Source organism: Methylobacterium mesophilicum (assembly GCF_022179445.1).
GTDB lineage: Bacteria > Pseudomonadota > Alphaproteobacteria > Rhizobiales > Beijerinckiaceae > Methylobacterium > Methylobacterium mesophilicum.
The window spans coordinates 1-12258 of sequence record NZ_BPQU01000062.1; the positions used below are offsets into that span (position 1 = coordinate 1).

Annotated in this window: 18 protein-coding genes; 8 read left to right on the top strand and 10 right to left on the bottom strand. The window is 70.6% G+C overall.

Annotation, left to right across the window (positions count from 1 at the left end):
* Positions 1 to 502 precede the first annotated feature (502 nt).
* Together MFF40_RS27710 and MFF40_RS27715 are read left to right on the top strand one after the other, a co-directional pair.
* Complete coding sequence (locus MFF40_RS27710; protein ID WP_187277602.1) at positions 503 to 667, top strand: hypothetical protein; 165 nt, start codon at positions 503 to 505, stop codon at positions 665 to 667.
* A 546-nt stretch (positions 668 to 1213) separates the two neighbouring features.
* Entirely contained in the window at positions 1214 to 1501 is a 288-nt protein-coding gene (locus MFF40_RS27715) for a hypothetical protein (protein ID WP_238263044.1), read from the top strand.
* A 13-nt stretch (positions 1502 to 1514) separates the two neighbouring features.
* Here the strand turns inward: MFF40_RS27715 and MFF40_RS27720 are convergent, their stop codons facing one another.
* Both MFF40_RS27720 and MFF40_RS27725 read right to left on the bottom strand, forming a co-directional pair.
* Positions 1515 to 1958 carry a DMT family transporter gene (locus MFF40_RS27720; protein WP_147856082.1) on the bottom strand — a complete coding sequence of 148 codons (444 nt, stop codon included), beginning with the start codon at positions 1956 to 1958 and terminating at the stop codon, positions 1515 to 1517.
* A gap of 114 nt (positions 1959 to 2072) precedes the next feature.
* Positions 2073 to 2294: a DUF6894 family protein gene (locus tag MFF40_RS27725; protein WP_147856083.1), complete on the bottom strand. Its 222-nt coding sequence runs from the start codon at positions 2292 to 2294 to the stop codon at positions 2073 to 2075.
* A 543-nt stretch (positions 2295 to 2837) separates the two neighbouring features.
* Between MFF40_RS27725 and MFF40_RS27730 the strand changes: the two genes are divergently transcribed.
* The gene (locus MFF40_RS27730; RefSeq protein WP_147856084.1) at positions 2838 to 3095 is read left to right on the top strand and encodes a hypothetical protein; all 258 of its coding nucleotides are present in this window, start codon (positions 2838 to 2840) and stop codon (positions 3093 to 3095) included.
* Positions 3096 to 3284: 189 nt separating this feature from the next.
* Here MFF40_RS27730 and MFF40_RS27735 read toward each other — a convergent pair whose 3' ends face one another.
* From MFF40_RS27735 to MFF40_RS27755, 5 genes are all read right to left on the bottom strand, one after another.
* Positions 3285 to 3587 (bottom strand): hypothetical protein, encoded by a 303-nt coding sequence (locus MFF40_RS27735; protein ID WP_147856085.1) that lies wholly within the window; start codon positions 3585 to 3587, stop codon positions 3285 to 3287.
* Between the two features lie 307 nt (positions 3588 to 3894).
* Entirely contained in the window at positions 3895 to 4338 is a 444-nt protein-coding gene (locus tag MFF40_RS27740) for a DMT family transporter (protein WP_147856089.1), read from the bottom strand.
* Between the two features lie 133 nt (positions 4339 to 4471).
* On the bottom strand, positions 4472 to 4753 hold the full coding sequence (locus MFF40_RS27745) for a hypothetical protein (protein ID WP_238263045.1): 282 nt from the start codon (positions 4751 to 4753) through the stop codon (positions 4472 to 4474).
* A gap of 301 nt (positions 4754 to 5054) precedes the next feature.
* Entirely contained in the window at positions 5055 to 5465 is a 411-nt protein-coding gene (locus MFF40_RS27750; RefSeq protein WP_147856086.1) for a hypothetical protein, read from the bottom strand.
* Between the two features lie 194 nt (positions 5466 to 5659).
* Positions 5660 to 6103 (bottom strand): hypothetical protein, encoded by a 444-nt coding sequence (locus MFF40_RS27755; RefSeq protein ID WP_238263047.1) that lies wholly within the window; start codon positions 6101 to 6103, stop codon positions 5660 to 5662.
* 255 nt (positions 6104 to 6358) lie between these two features.
* Between MFF40_RS27755 and MFF40_RS27760 the strand changes: the two genes are divergently transcribed.
* Positions 6359 to 6868 carry a hypothetical protein gene (locus tag MFF40_RS27760; RefSeq protein ID WP_147899356.1) on the top strand — a complete coding sequence of 170 codons (510 nt, stop codon included), beginning with the start codon at positions 6359 to 6361 and terminating at the stop codon, positions 6866 to 6868.
* On the top strand, positions 6865 to 7311 hold the full coding sequence (locus tag MFF40_RS27765; protein WP_238263049.1) for a hypothetical protein: 447 nt from the start codon (positions 6865 to 6867) through the stop codon (positions 7309 to 7311). Before MFF40_RS27760 ends, MFF40_RS27765 begins: the two co-directional genes overlap by 4 nt.
* Positions 7312 to 7324: 13 nt before the next feature.
* Here the strand turns inward: MFF40_RS27765 and MFF40_RS27770 are convergent, their stop codons facing one another.
* Entirely contained in the window at positions 7325 to 7579 is a 255-nt protein-coding gene (locus tag MFF40_RS27770) for a hypothetical protein (protein ID WP_238263051.1), read from the bottom strand.
* Between the two features lie 93 nt (positions 7580 to 7672).
* Entirely contained in the window at positions 7673 to 7939 is a 267-nt protein-coding gene (locus MFF40_RS27775; RefSeq protein WP_147856132.1) for a hypothetical protein, read from the bottom strand.
* A 518-nt stretch (positions 7940 to 8457) separates the two neighbouring features.
* On the opposite strand from MFF40_RS27775, the gene MFF40_RS27780 reads away from it, so the two are divergent.
* On the top strand, positions 8458 to 8595 hold the full coding sequence (locus MFF40_RS27780; protein ID WP_238263053.1) for a hypothetical protein: 138 nt from the start codon (positions 8458 to 8460) through the stop codon (positions 8593 to 8595).
* 45 nt (positions 8596 to 8640) lie between these two features.
* Here the strand turns inward: MFF40_RS27780 and MFF40_RS27785 are convergent, their stop codons facing one another.
* On the bottom strand, positions 8641 to 9366 hold the full coding sequence (locus tag MFF40_RS27785; RefSeq protein ID WP_238263055.1) for a hypothetical protein: 726 nt from the start codon (positions 9364 to 9366) through the stop codon (positions 8641 to 8643).
* 147 nt (positions 9367 to 9513) lie between these two features.
* Between MFF40_RS27785 and MFF40_RS27790 the strand changes: the two genes are divergently transcribed.
* Positions 9514 to 10293 (top strand): SDR family oxidoreductase, encoded by a 780-nt coding sequence (locus MFF40_RS27790; protein WP_238263057.1) that lies wholly within the window; start codon positions 9514 to 9516, stop codon positions 10291 to 10293.
* A gap of 982 nt (positions 10294 to 11275) precedes the next feature.
* Positions 11276 to 12064, top strand: a complete 789-nt coding sequence (locus MFF40_RS27795) for a class II aldolase/adducin family protein (protein ID WP_238263059.1) — start codon at positions 11276 to 11278, stop codon at positions 12062 to 12064.
* The last annotated feature ends 194 nt before the right edge of the window (positions 12065 to 12258 follow it).

Sequence of the window (12258 nt, forward strand, 5' to 3'; positions counted from 1 at the left end):
AGCCGGTCCAGGTGAACACCGGCACCGGGGTGAACACGGGCGGCGGGGCGGCGCGACGCGGCAGGTCGGCGGCGGCAGCGGCGCCGGTCAGGGCAGTGAAGGCGGCGAGCGAGGCGAGAAGCTTGGTCATGCGGGGTAATCCAGGGCGTGAAATCTGACGCCATGACTACCAATCCGTCGGGAAGAAAGCTGTAGTTTTACGGACACACCCGCCGGCAACGACACGAGGCGTCATAGTAAACCGACGGTAAATGGCTGCGGTCCGGCAGACATCATTCGGGAATACTGGGCCGACTGCGACAACGCCGACGCCGGGCATCGGTTGCGGCAAAGGCGGCAATTGCCGAGCCCCTGTGGCCGAAGGGCGACAGGACGGGCCCGCGGAGGGAGGCGGAAGCCGGCGACAGGGACCGCGTTCACATTCCGTACCCACTGTGGCCCGGGGGCGGCAGCCGCTTTCCGGGGGCCCTGCTAGACAGCCCGACGTCTCTGGATGCCGCGCATGTCCAATCGACCGATCCTCCGCCGCATTGTCTTGGTCCTGGGGCTGATGGGCATCCTGATGGCCCTGGCCGACGTCGTCGCCCGCCGGGAGCTGGCGCAGGCGGCCCACGAGACCTTCGGGCGCGGTGGCGCCATCTCACGGACGGCCGAGGCCATCGATTGAAGCCGCTCCCGATCGCGCTGTATTCGGCGACAGCTTTAAGTCTTTGAGCGAACGCGCTCGCTTCCGCCGAACCGACATCCACTTCGGCGGCGAGCGCTCTCGTGCATCATCCCGGACGGTGGCCCGCCGGCTCTCGCAACGATGCGCCGGCCTACCGCCGCGAGGGACGGAGCGTCGTACCGTCCGATCGATCGGACCCCGGAGACAAAAAAGGCCACCCCTGATGGGGCGGCCCGAAGTCTTGGGAGGAGACACCCCTTGGGAAGGGCGGCAGGACCCCGACGCCATCGGGGCCTGCAGGGCGGAGGTAAGGGCGACCGGTCGAACCGGCAACGGCCGGAAGAGCGTCGCCGCACGCACAAGGACGGCCCGTTCATCTCACAGGTGTGCTTCCACACCATGGCCGAGCGACGCGTCGAGGGCCGGCGGACTGTTGATGCCGAATGTGCGGCAGAACCGAATGTCGCGCTGCGCCGTTGAGGGACGTGATGCCGGCCGAGGAGCGGTCGGTGCCGCGTTCCGACGCCCATGGCCTGCGAGCTTCCGATGACCCGTCCGCGCCGCGTCGGCCTGCCCTGGTACGCCCCGGAGCATTACGAGGCGCTCCGGGCCAGCCTCGCCGACGGACCGAGGCTGCCGCCCCGATACGAGACCTGGCGGATCGCCACCGAGCAGATGGAACGCGAGGTCCAGCGCAGCGGCGTCGCCGTGGTGCGCGTGCCGATCGAGCCCGCTGCGTTCGCGGCGTGGTGCGCCGACAGCGGCGTGCCGGCCGACGGCCCCGGCCGGGCTCGCTACGCCGCCGAGGCCGTGGCCATCCCAGATTCGTTCTGAGCGCGTCAGCCGCTCAGAACAGCGCGACCAGCGCCACGCCGGCTATCATCAGGACGGCGCCCAGCATCCGCCAGAGGCTTGCCGGATGCACCGCGAAGCCGACCCAGCCGTAATGGTCGAGCACGATCGAGGCGACCACGCCCACGGTGACGATGATGCCGAGGAAGGACGCGGCGCCGATGGCCGGCGACGCGTAGAGTTGGGCGAGGATCAGCAGGATGCTGAGGAACCCGCCGAGCCAGGCCCACCAGGGCACCTGCGCCCATTGCTGCCCGCTCGGGATCTCGAGCTTGCCGACGGCGAGGCCGCCCACCAAGAGGGCGGACGTACTGACGAGCAGCGTCAGCAGCGCGGCCGTGATCGGCAGGCCGAGGGATTTCGAGAGCGTCGCGTTCTGGCCGGGCTGGATCGCATTCGCGAGGCCGGCGAGGATGGTGAGTCCGTAGAGATACCACATGCTCCGCTAGCTCTTGGACCTGCGGCCAAGATCCGCCGCCCGCCCGCGCATTTTTGACGCGCCGGCCGCGGCCGGCTGTGCGGCCCCGCCGATCGCCGCGGGGCCGGCGCGGATCTAGGGCGTGACCGGCAGGCGACCGATCACGAATCCGGACGCGTCGCGCACGATCAGGGTCCAGGCCGCGTCGGGATCTGCGGCGGCCAACTCGGCGGCCATCTCCCGGATCACGCTCCGGGCTTCCTCCAGGGCCGCATCCGGACTGGCAGCCTCGACGCCGTCCTCGTCGCGGATCGCCTCGGCGCCGTTCTCGATGTCGAAGTAGAAGCGCTCGGGCATCTGGCAGGTCCCCCAGATCGAATCCCCCGCAAGGGTCCATGAATTCGGCTACGTAGTGCGTAACGGCACAGCAGCATTCAAAAACAACGATAAACCTTAAAATATCTCAAACCTGAATTGGCTGCGCGAGTTGCAATTATGTCGAGATTTTGGCGAGACGATCCACTAAAGCTATTGGCGATCGCCTTCCGAACCAAGGCCCTAAGGCCCGCTGAGGTGGCGCTCCTTCCTTGGGGCACTTGCCATGTCGACGTGTAACAAACCGGACTCGGCCAAGAAAACCGAGGCACCGTCGGACAGCAAAGATCAGTTGCGCAACCACATCCGGCGCGTGTTGTTGTGTATCAAGACCCGGTCGGCGCAGAAGTAGTTGCTGCGCCGCCGCGCAGGGTACGATCGACCATCCGGCACACGACCTCGGCGCGACGAGGCCCGGACCGGGTCCGGCCGCGACGCTTTGCGGCATAACCTGCACGCCTGTCGGCGGCCCGCTGTGGCGCCCCTGCGCTGGCGCGGCCCGCCGGCAGACGGCATCGTCGCGTCATGGTGAAGCCCGGAACCCCGACCTGCGAAGTCTCCGTCGAAGGGGCCTGGGTGGCCATGACGGTCGACGAGGCGCAAGCGCGCCATCGCGACGCCCTCAAGCGCTGCCCGGCCTGCTTCGGACGCCTGATGATTCAGGGCGGCTACACGGCGGTGCGGCGCGCCTCGCCGTCACATTTCCGCGTCCACGATGGCTGCCCGCTGATCCCGCGACATTACAAGGGCGCGCCATCCCGCCACCCGGCGGCGATCAGCTAGAGCGCTCTCCGACGAAGTGGCTCCGGTTCGTCGCAACAGAGCGCGTCAAAACAAGAGCTTAGAGCCGTGCCCGACCCAATGTGGTCGAGCACGGCTCTAGACGAGGATCTGAGGCTTTTTCCGCTGAAGCCGGCCCGGTGCTCGGCGCATCGGGGGCGCCGAAGATCCACGACCTTTCGAGATCGAGGCTCAGCGCTGGACCGCCTCGATGTCGTCCTCGAAGATCGAATCAGGCTGGCAGGCGTGCCAGTCCTTCTTCTCGTCGCTCTGCCCTTTGCGGCCCCAGCAATAGCCGGCCTGAGCCAGGCGTCCGCTCAGCCGGTCCCGGAGCCGGCACTGCTCCCGGATCACGGCAGGATCGCCGGATCCCTCGCATCCGAGCGCGGCCTTCGCCTCCGCTGTCAGCAGCTCGGGCACCGTGGGCGGCTGTTGCTGCGCGAGCGCAACCCCGGCAGCCATGACGAGGGTGAGGGCGGCGAGGGCGGTGCGCATTCCGGCACGATACAGGCAGGCGCAGTTCTGTCGAGACGACGATCGCGGCGTGCGGGCGCCGCGGCTGGTCCGCGTGCGAGGGCGCGGTGATCACGGGGGTTCGCATCTCGCAGGTTCGCCGCCCGTGGCGGACGCTATCGTCCGCGCAGGAAAAAGAACCAGATCAGGATGAGGACGGGGATCGGCACCCCGATCAGCCACAGCAGACCACCCGTCAGCATCGCGCTCTCCCTGAACTCTCCCAAGAGCAACCCCGTGCGGAGCGGGACCGTTCCGGGATGCCGGCGGAGCGGCCCGCGCCCGGTCGTCAGAAGGTCGCGACCAGCGCCACGCCGACGACCATCAGGAGGCCGCCGAGGATGCGCCACAGGCCGGCGGGATGCGTCTCGAAGCCGACCCAGCCGAAATGGTCCAGCACGATCGAGGTGACCACCCCCGAGGTGACGAGAAGGCCGAGGAACGGCGCGGCCCCGATCTGCCGCGCCACGATGAACTGCGCCAGGATGATGCAGCCGCCCAGGATGCCGCCGAACCACGCCCACCAGGGCATCGCCATAACCTGGTCCGCCGTGGGCCAGGTGAGCCTGCCGGAGAGGAGGCCGACCACGAGGATGCAGGTGGCGGTCCCGGCCGCCACCACGAGCCCCGCGGTCAGCGATTCGGCCAGCCCTTTGGAGAGCGCCCCGTTCTGCCCGGCCTGGACGGCGTTGGCGACGCCTGCCAGCAGCACGAAGCCGTAGAGGTACCACATGGCTGAGATCCCCATCTGTGACGGCGGGTCGGCGACGCGGTCGGGGCTGCGGCGGCGCACCACCGCGGTCGGCGACCTCTCATCCTGCCGCGACGACCGCGCGGAGCCGGTCCGACGGGGTGTCGGATGCCTGTCAGGCCGCCCCGTCGGACTGCGGTCCGGCGGCGTCCATGCGGTCGGCCAACTCCTGGACGACCTCGTGAACGAGGGGCGGCCAGGGCACGTTGCTGTCCTGAAGGAGTCGCGCCGCACCCACCAGCGCGGCGAGCTGATCGCCCGAGATCGAGCGCCCCGTGATCTGCGAGGCCAGCATCTGCTCCGCCAGGGCCGTCGAGAGGCGCAGAACCTCCGGCATCCGGGCTGCCTGGGGATCGGAATCCGGGATGGAATGCGCGTCGGGGTCTCTGTCGGTCATGTCAGCCCCCCTTCGCCTCCCAATCGCGCTACCGGGATGAATACGGGTTCGGAAGCAGGCATGTTCCATCGCCGATCGGTGGCGCTGCCCGAGGGCATGACAATCGGGCCCGGATCGAAAGCAGATGTTGCCGAATGGTCGACGTTTTCAGGCTGAATACCGGCGATCGACCGGCCCCCGGCCCGGTCGGCGCGGTTGTTCTCGGCTGCGACCCACCGTGCGGGCGACGGCGGGCGTCCGTTGAAGCGGGGACGATGGGGCCGACCCGCCGCTCCCGGGTCTCGGGGGGGACCGATAGGTCCTATTTGGTGATCCGTACCGAGACCGGATCGCTGCCCGGAAAGCTCTCTTCCAGCGCCTCGTCGAGCCGCTCCTCCATCCGGTCCGCCCGGTTCGCGGCGAGGTCCCGATCCGCAGCCGGGGATCCGGCCGAGAGCCCGGTCGAACGCCGGCGCGCCGTAGACCGGAACACGTCGTAGACCAGCAGGCCGAGCCCGGCGGCGATCAGCAGGGCCGGCACGGGGTTCACCCGCACGTCGGCGACGAACCGCTCGACCGCCTCGCCGGCGGCCTGCCCGGACCGCTTCAGGTCGCCGAGATCCCGGGGGATGCCCGGCCCCTGAAGGCGGGATTGCAGATCGCCCAGTGTGCGATCCAGGCGCCCGCGGCTCGCCTCCACATCCTGCTCGAGTTCGTCCGCCGCGTTGGTCATGGGGTCCTGTTCTCCGGTGGGGCATCGCCTCGGGCGCCGGTTTCCGGCGCTCGGGGACGATGCGAAATCGAAACGTTCAGGCCTCGTCCGGGAGCAGATGTCCAGGACGATCCGGGAGAACCCGCGCAACTCGGCTGATCGGCCGTCCCATCCGGGGCGGCTTGGTCCCGGACTCCGCGCTCCGCGACGCGGCGCTAGAGGTCCGGCGTCGGCAGGACGTCGACCGGGACCAGGGCCCGCGACCGCGGCACCGGCCGGACCCCGGGTGGGTTGATCAGCCGGTAGAGCGCGACGCCGGCCAGCATGGCGGCGGCCGCGGTCAGGACGGGCCGGCGCCGGGCGGCGGCCCGGACTTCGTCGTACATCTCGCCGAAGGAGCGGCGGGACATGTCCTCGGCCAGCCCGTCGACACCGAGCGCGGCCTGATCGAAGAAGGCCTTCACCTGCGGCAGCCCGTCGAAGCCGGCGCCCGTATCCCGGATGGCATCGCCGACATCGGAGACGACCCGGAGCGCATCGGCCCGCCGCTTGCCGGCATAGCCGCGTGCCTGATCGCGCAGGGCGTCGGCGAACCCGCGCGCCGCGTCCCGGTCCGGCCCGGAAGAGGTCGGACCTCGATCCTGGGCACCGTTGCGCATCAAGCTGTTCCTCCGGCAGGCATCCTGCGTGGGGGAAGCCGGCATGGGCCCATCCAGTTCCGCGGACGGCCGGGGCGCCGGGCCTTCCGGTGTCGCGGAGACGGCCGGCGCGGTCCGTTCAGCCCGCCCGAATTCCAGCACCGGGCGCAGCCTATGTTAACAAAGCCTCACCCCGTCGACTTGATTTTAACGGTTTGTTAATCATTACGATCAGTTTAATCACCCCAACGTCTACAGGCAGGGAGAGGGCGCCCCGTGAGCGAGCTGCAGCGGCTTTTGAACGATCCGCGCTTCCGCACCGCCGACAAATCGAAGCGCGAGCCGGGCGCTGCCCCGGAAGCCAATCTCGGCAACGTCCTGCGGGTGGTGTCATCCCTGAACGAGCAAGCCCCGCTGCCGACGCCGCAATCGTCGCCGCAGGATTGGGACGCGCTGATCCACCGGGTGCAGGCCGCGGCCCGCCAGGCGCGCGAAGTCGAGGCCCAGGCGCGGGAGCGCGAGGAGCGCATCGAGCACGTGCTGGAGCGGGTCCGCGACGACATCACCGCGTCCAACGAACGGGCCCGCATCGCCGAAGTGCAGGCGCGGGACGCGCAGGTCCGCGCGGAAGCGCAGGTCATCGCCGCCGAAGAGCGCGTGAAGGCGGCCGAGGCCCGGGCCCGGGCCGCGGAGGATCGCGCGCGTCACGCCGAAGAGTGGCTGGCCCGCGTCCAGGACGCGATCATGTCCGAATTCTCCGACCTGACCGATCAGGCCGCCGCATGAGCAGCAGCCCGGCCCGAGCGCAAGCGGTCCCCCCGGAGGTCGAGCCGGTGGACCGGGTGGTCGCGCTGTTCTCCGGACCCGACACCGCCGGGTCCGAGGAGGACGAGGATTGGTCGGCCTCGCTGCTGGCCGTCCGGGGCGTCGCGGCCCGGGTCCGCGAGATGCAGAAGCGCGCGCGCGAGTCCGTCCGGGACGCGCAGCGCTCGGTCCGCGAGGCGGATGCGGCGGCGCGGGCGGCCGAGGACCGGGCTCGCCATGCCGAGGCGACGATGCGCGAGGCGGTCGCCCGCGCGGAGCGGGCCGAGGAACAGGTCCGCTTGGCGGCCGAGCGGGCCGACCGGGCCGAAGCCCGCGCCACCGAGGCGCATATGTGGCTGCGGCGCATGCACGAATGCATGGTCAGCGAGTTCGGCACCCTCGCGGCGGAACCGACCCGGCCCTGACGTGCCGCCGCGGTCACGCGACCGCCGGAGCCGCCGCGACGTCCACCGCGTGCTGCGCCCAGGCGTAGGGCTCGATATGGCCGTGATACACGGCGATCTCGAGTTGCAGGACCCGGACGCACTCGGCCGACAGCTCCGTCAGGATGTCGTAGCCCTCCTCGTCCACCGCGGACCGGACCGTCACGAACGGCCGGTGATCGTCGTAGGTGACGAGGACTTCCTGTTCGGCATACGGATCGAGCGGGTTAATACAATAATGGGCCGGCATCTGCCTTCACTCCCGAGATGATGTCACGCAGGATGCCTCTAGTTCCGGGTTGTAACAGCCCGATGAAGAGTGCCGACCGCCCCGGTGCACGGGTCAAAGCCCGAGCGGGGCGCCGGGGCCGGACGCGATAGGCAGCGGTGCGATGGGGAGAGGCGCGGAAAACTCGGCCCGGAGGGCTGCGAGCGCCGCGCGGATCGCCAGCGTCACCGAGCGCGGCGCGCGCGCGGCCTGGGCGCGCAGCTGAAGCTGCTGCAGCTCGTGCCGGAGGACCCGCCGCCCGGGATCGCCGGGGATCCCGTAATCCGCGGTGAGCAGGCTCAGCAGCTGCCGGCCGAACGGATCCGCAAGAAGGGCCGCCATCAATCCATCCCGATGCAATACAGAGACCCGCTAATAGCGGCTTATGCTCTATCGCTCAGTATAAACCGCTGATTGGCGACTCCATAGCCGGAATGATAGGCGTAGATTACTGACTTGCGTACCCCCCACGCAGGCCAGTACCGGCGAGGCGGGAGGGGGAGCCTTGCTCGCCCGCCTCGCCGGTACCCCCGGCTCCCGGTCCTCGCTCCGATGCGCCCGCTTACGCCGGGACCGGCATCCCCTCCGGCGGCGAGCGCCCCGGTCGGAAGCAGCCGATCTCCCGATCGACGTCCCGCCCCGAGCCGACTCCGTATCCTTGCTCCGTATCCTTGATCCTTGCGGGGCCACGCGCTCCTGCGATGCGCCGGCGGCCGCCCGGTCTGTGCGCAACCTGCACCGATCCCGGCGCCCTGTTGAATTCGCCTCAAAACGACCAATCGTTTTAATGGCGAAACAACAATTACCGGCGATGATTGCTGCATCCGGGCAATTCTAAGCTGTCCAGCGAGCAGGCCACCGTGACCCTCAGCCTCGTTCTCAGTATCACCGCCCCGCTGCTGACCGGCGTCGGCGCCCTGCTTTGGGCCGGGTTCGTGGCCCCGTGCCTCGACCAGGCGCCGGAAGCGGGCGCGCGCCGCGACCTGCAGACCTGGTAGCGCGCCTCACCACGCGGGCCCGCCACCGGGGACCGGCGGGTCCGCTCACGGCATGCGGCGGATCCCGGTGATGTTCTCCGGCGAAAGGTCGGCCGCGAGACTCCGGTGCGGCGGGGTCGCGGCGGCCCGCACCCGGGTCGGCGGCGGCCTGCCGTGGTCGGCCGCGCCCGGGACCAGCGCGGCCTGCCGGTCCGGCCAATCCTCGAGCTTCAGGTGCCGGGCCGGCTTCTGATCGCCGCAGCCGTCGCAGACCGAGACGAGCCACGATTGCCAGAGGCCGTCGGTCTTCTCCTGTGCCGAGCGCGCCTGCTCGCGATGCGCGGAGGCCAGCGGCAGGGTGTCGAGGTCGGCTTGCTGCCTGGGGGGCGCCAGGGTCCGGAGCTCGTCGAGCTGGACGTCGCGCTTGGCCGGCAGGCCGGATGCCGGTCCGGACCCGGGCGACGCGTTGGGCAAGGAGCCCGGCGAGGAGCCGGGCAAGGGATCGGCCAAGGAGCCCGTGGTGCCGGGATCGGGCCGGCAGCCGATGCAGATCCGGGTGCTGATCGCGTCGTCCGCGACCTGGCGCGGGGTCCGGCGCGCGATCGGCCGGGTCTCGGCCGGGCTGGCGCCCCGGCTCGGCGGCTTGGTCTGTCCCACCGCGGTGGTGTTCGGCGCCGTCTCGGTCGAGAGCGGGCCGCCGCCGGTCCCGGTGACGTCCGGCTGCGCGCAGGCCAGGCCGGCCGAGAGCGCCCAGAGCGCAAACCCGGCCGTCGGTATCCGAAGCACGATCATGGGCACCTCCATGAGGGACCAATCCCACAGGTTGCATCGGGTTCGGTACGTCTTTCGGCGGATCGGCTCGCCCGGGTGCCGGCGGCACCGGCCGCGCGTTACCCTCCCGGGAGGCCCTCGCCGGAGGGCCGGCTCTCGGAGGCATCCATGGATCTGGGTTTGAGCGGGCGCCGGGCGCTCGTATGCGCGGCCAGCAAGGGGCTTGGACGGGGCTGCGCCCTGGCGCTCGCCCGCGAGGGCGTCGCCGTGACGATCACCGCCCGCACCGCGGAGACCCTGGAGGCGACCGCCGAGGCCATCCGCCGGGAGACCGGCGCCGCCGTGACCATGGTGGTGGGCGACATCGCCACCGAGGCCGGCCGGGCCGCCGCGCTCGCCGCCTGCCCGGAGCCCGACATCCTGGTCAACAATGCCGGCGGCCCGCCCCCGGGGGATTTTCGCGACTGGGACCGCGACGCCTGGATCCGGGCGCTCGACGCCAACATGCTGGCGCCGATCGCACTCATCAAGGCCACCGTCGACGGCATGATCGGGCGCCAGTTCGGCCGGATCGTGAACATCACCTCCGGGGCCGTGAAGGCGCCGATCGCGCATCTCGGCCTGTCCAACGGCGCCCGCTCGGGGCTGACCGGCTTCGTGGCGGGCCTCGCCCGCCAGACGGTGCGGCACAACGTGACGATCAACAACCTCCTGCCCGGCCCGTTCGACACCGACCGGATCCGCAGCAACGCCGTCGCCGGGGCCGCCCAGGCCGGCACCAGCGTGGAGGCGTTCCTCGAAGCCCGGGCGCGCGACAACCCCGCGGGCCGCTTCGGCCAGCCGGACGAGTTCGGCGCCGCCTGCGCGTTCCTGTGCAGCCAGCACGCCGGATTCATCACCGGCCAGAATGTGTTGATGGATGGCGGGGCGTATTCGGGGACGTTGTGAATACCTGTGCGGCCAGACCATCCGATCCCTCCCACCCACCCCCCTCATCCTGAGGTGCCGCGCAGCGGCCTCGAAGGAGCCCTCCAGGGGTCGCGCGGCGGACTGGAGCCCTCCTTCGAGGCCTTCGCCTCGCTTCGGCGCCTCAGGATGAGGGGGATGGTTTGGAGATCCGGGGGGCTTCGACGGCATTCGGACACACCCCATCGGCCCCGCGCGGAAAACCGCCGGGAGCACGGCTGAAGAAAACCCAGTCGCAACCGGGGTGACGCGGGACGCCGCGAAGCCCGAACGCAACGTTGCACAAAGAGCCGGCTTCCCGGCGTCCCGCGGACCGGAAGCCCCGCCGCCAACAGGCCGGCCGGGCCACCGCATCCGTCTTTTCGTCCGGTGTCCGTCACGCGGGAACGCGCCTGCGCTAAGATCTGACCCGAGGTGCTCATCGCCCCTCAGCGCTTCCGAGCGAGCCTTCGTCGCACGCCCCCTCGTAGTGGAGAGCGTCGCAGAACCGCCGCACCGCCCAGGACAGGGTCGCCGTCAGGCCTCTGAACGGCCGGAGGCATTTCCTCCGCCGGCCGCCGCCCAGCCCGAGCCGGGGGGTGTCGCGTTCCCGCGCCCGAGGCTGCCGCAGCCGACGGCAGACGCGGGCACCGGCCCACCGCCGCCCGCCCGGCGGCTGACCGGACCGGCGCCCCGAGACGTCTCACGACGGATCGCGGCGGGCGAGAGACCATGAGCACAAAATAGGAACATTGTCAAGGGATCGCTGGATAAGGGGTTCCCAAAGGGCGAGCCCTTTGGCGGGGTTCGAGGCAGGGCCTCCGATCATCGGGCGAAGCCCGACACCAGGGCTCCGCCCTGGACCCGCACAAGGTCCCAGACCTTGTGAATCCGGGACTCCAGCGATCGGCCCCGATGCATTGCCGGCCGGCGGCCCCTGGTGCACCCTGTCGGCGATGCCGCCCAGCGAGCCAGGAGCCGTCGCATGATCGCAGCCGCCCATTCGAGCGCCCCGGACCCCGAGGCCGACCCCGCCGCGGTCGAGGCGATGCGGTTCGACCTGGCGGCGGCCTACCGGCTGATCCACCGGCTCGGCCTCGACGACAGCATCTACACCCACATCTCGGCGCGGCTGCCGGGGGAGGGCCACCGGTTCCTGATCAACCCCTACGGCCTGCGCTTCGAGGAGGTGACGCCGCAGAACCTCGTCACCGTCGATATCGACGGCCGCGTGCTCGAGGATCCGATGGGGCTCGGCATCAACCCGGCCGGCTTCACGATCCACAGCGCCATCCACGCCGCGCGCCACGACGCGATCTGCGTGCTGCACACCCACACGGTCGCGGGCGTCGCGGTGTCGTGCCAGGAGGAGGGGCTGCTCGCCCTGAACCAGTGGTCGATGCAGTTCGCCGGCCGGCTCGCCTACCACGCCTACGAGGGCATCGCCCTCGACCTCGACGAGCGGGCGCGGCTGGTGGCCGACCTCGGCGACAAGCCCGTCATGGTGCTGCGCAACCACGGGCTGCTGACCTGCGGCCGCTCGGTCGGCGAGGCGTTCAAGCTGATGCACAACCTGGAGCGCTCGTGCCGGGCGCAGCTGGCGATCCAGGCGGCCGGCGCGCCGATCACCCGCCCCTCCGCCGCCATCGCGGCCAAGACCGCCGGGCAATACGCAGCCGGCTACGATCGCGTCGCCGTCCAGGGCGCCCCGGACAACGAGTGGGCGGCGTTCAAGCGGATGCTGGCCCGCACCGATCCCGACTTCGCTCAGTGAGCCGGCTACGGATGATGCGCGTGGTCGTGCTGGGGTGAAGGGCGCGGGTGCTTTGCGCGCGTGTGCATCAGCGGATCGCACATCGCTGCAGGCCGTGGGGGCGTCGGCTGATCCTGGGCGCGTCTCCCTCCCCCGCAGAGCTATCGGATTCACACATCCCCGGATGTGGCGCGGGTCCCCTCTCCCGTGCGGGA

What these genes read in the sequence shown, in the direction of transcription:
- MFF40_RS27710 (WP_187277602.1), top strand. Translation starts at nt 503, where the DNA reads ATGTCCAATCGACCGATCCTCCGCCGCATTGTCTTGGTCCTGGGGCTG.
- MFF40_RS27715 (WP_238263044.1), top strand. Translation starts at nt 1,214, where the DNA reads ATGACCCGTCCGCGCCGCGTCGGCCTGCCCTGGTACGCCCCGGAGCAT.
- MFF40_RS27720 (WP_147856082.1), bottom strand. Translation starts at nt 1,958, where the DNA reads ATGTGGTATCTCTACGGACTCACCATCCTCGCCGGCCTCGCGAATGCG.
- MFF40_RS27725 (WP_147856083.1), bottom strand. Translation starts at nt 2,294, where the DNA reads ATGCCCGAGCGCTTCTACTTCGACATCGAGAACGGCGCCGAGGCGATC.
- MFF40_RS27730 (WP_147856084.1), top strand. Translation starts at nt 2,838, where the DNA reads ATGGTGAAGCCCGGAACCCCGACCTGCGAAGTCTCCGTCGAAGGGGCC.
- MFF40_RS27735 (WP_147856085.1), bottom strand. Translation starts at nt 3,587, where the DNA reads ATGCGCACCGCCCTCGCCGCCCTCACCCTCGTCATGGCTGCCGGGGTT.
- MFF40_RS27740 (WP_147856089.1), bottom strand. Translation starts at nt 4,338, where the DNA reads ATGTGGTACCTCTACGGCTTCGTGCTGCTGGCAGGCGTCGCCAACGCC.
- MFF40_RS27745 (WP_238263045.1), bottom strand. Translation starts at nt 4,753, where the DNA reads ATGACCGACAGAGACCCCGACGCGCATTCCATCCCGGATTCCGATCCC.
- MFF40_RS27750 (WP_147856086.1), bottom strand. Translation starts at nt 5,465, where the DNA reads ATGACCAACGCGGCGGACGAACTCGAGCAGGATGTGGAGGCGAGCCGC.
- MFF40_RS27755 (WP_238263047.1), bottom strand. Translation starts at nt 6,103, where the DNA reads ATGCGCAACGGTGCCCAGGATCGAGGTCCGACCTCTTCCGGGCCGGAC.
- MFF40_RS27765 (WP_238263049.1), top strand. Translation starts at nt 6,865, where the DNA reads ATGAGCAGCAGCCCGGCCCGAGCGCAAGCGGTCCCCCCGGAGGTCGAG.
- MFF40_RS27770 (WP_238263051.1), bottom strand. Translation starts at nt 7,579, where the DNA reads ATGCCGGCCCATTATTGTATTAACCCGCTCGATCCGTATGCCGAACAG.
- MFF40_RS27775 (WP_147856132.1), bottom strand. Translation starts at nt 7,939, where the DNA reads ATGGCGGCCCTTCTTGCGGATCCGTTCGGCCGGCAGCTGCTGAGCCTG.
- MFF40_RS27785 (WP_238263055.1), bottom strand. Translation starts at nt 9,366, where the DNA reads ATGATCGTGCTTCGGATACCGACGGCCGGGTTTGCGCTCTGGGCGCTC.
- MFF40_RS27790 (WP_238263057.1), top strand. Translation starts at nt 9,514, where the DNA reads ATGGATCTGGGTTTGAGCGGGCGCCGGGCGCTCGTATGCGCGGCCAGC.
- MFF40_RS27795 (WP_238263059.1), top strand. Translation starts at nt 11,276, where the DNA reads ATGATCGCAGCCGCCCATTCGAGCGCCCCGGACCCCGAGGCCGACCCC.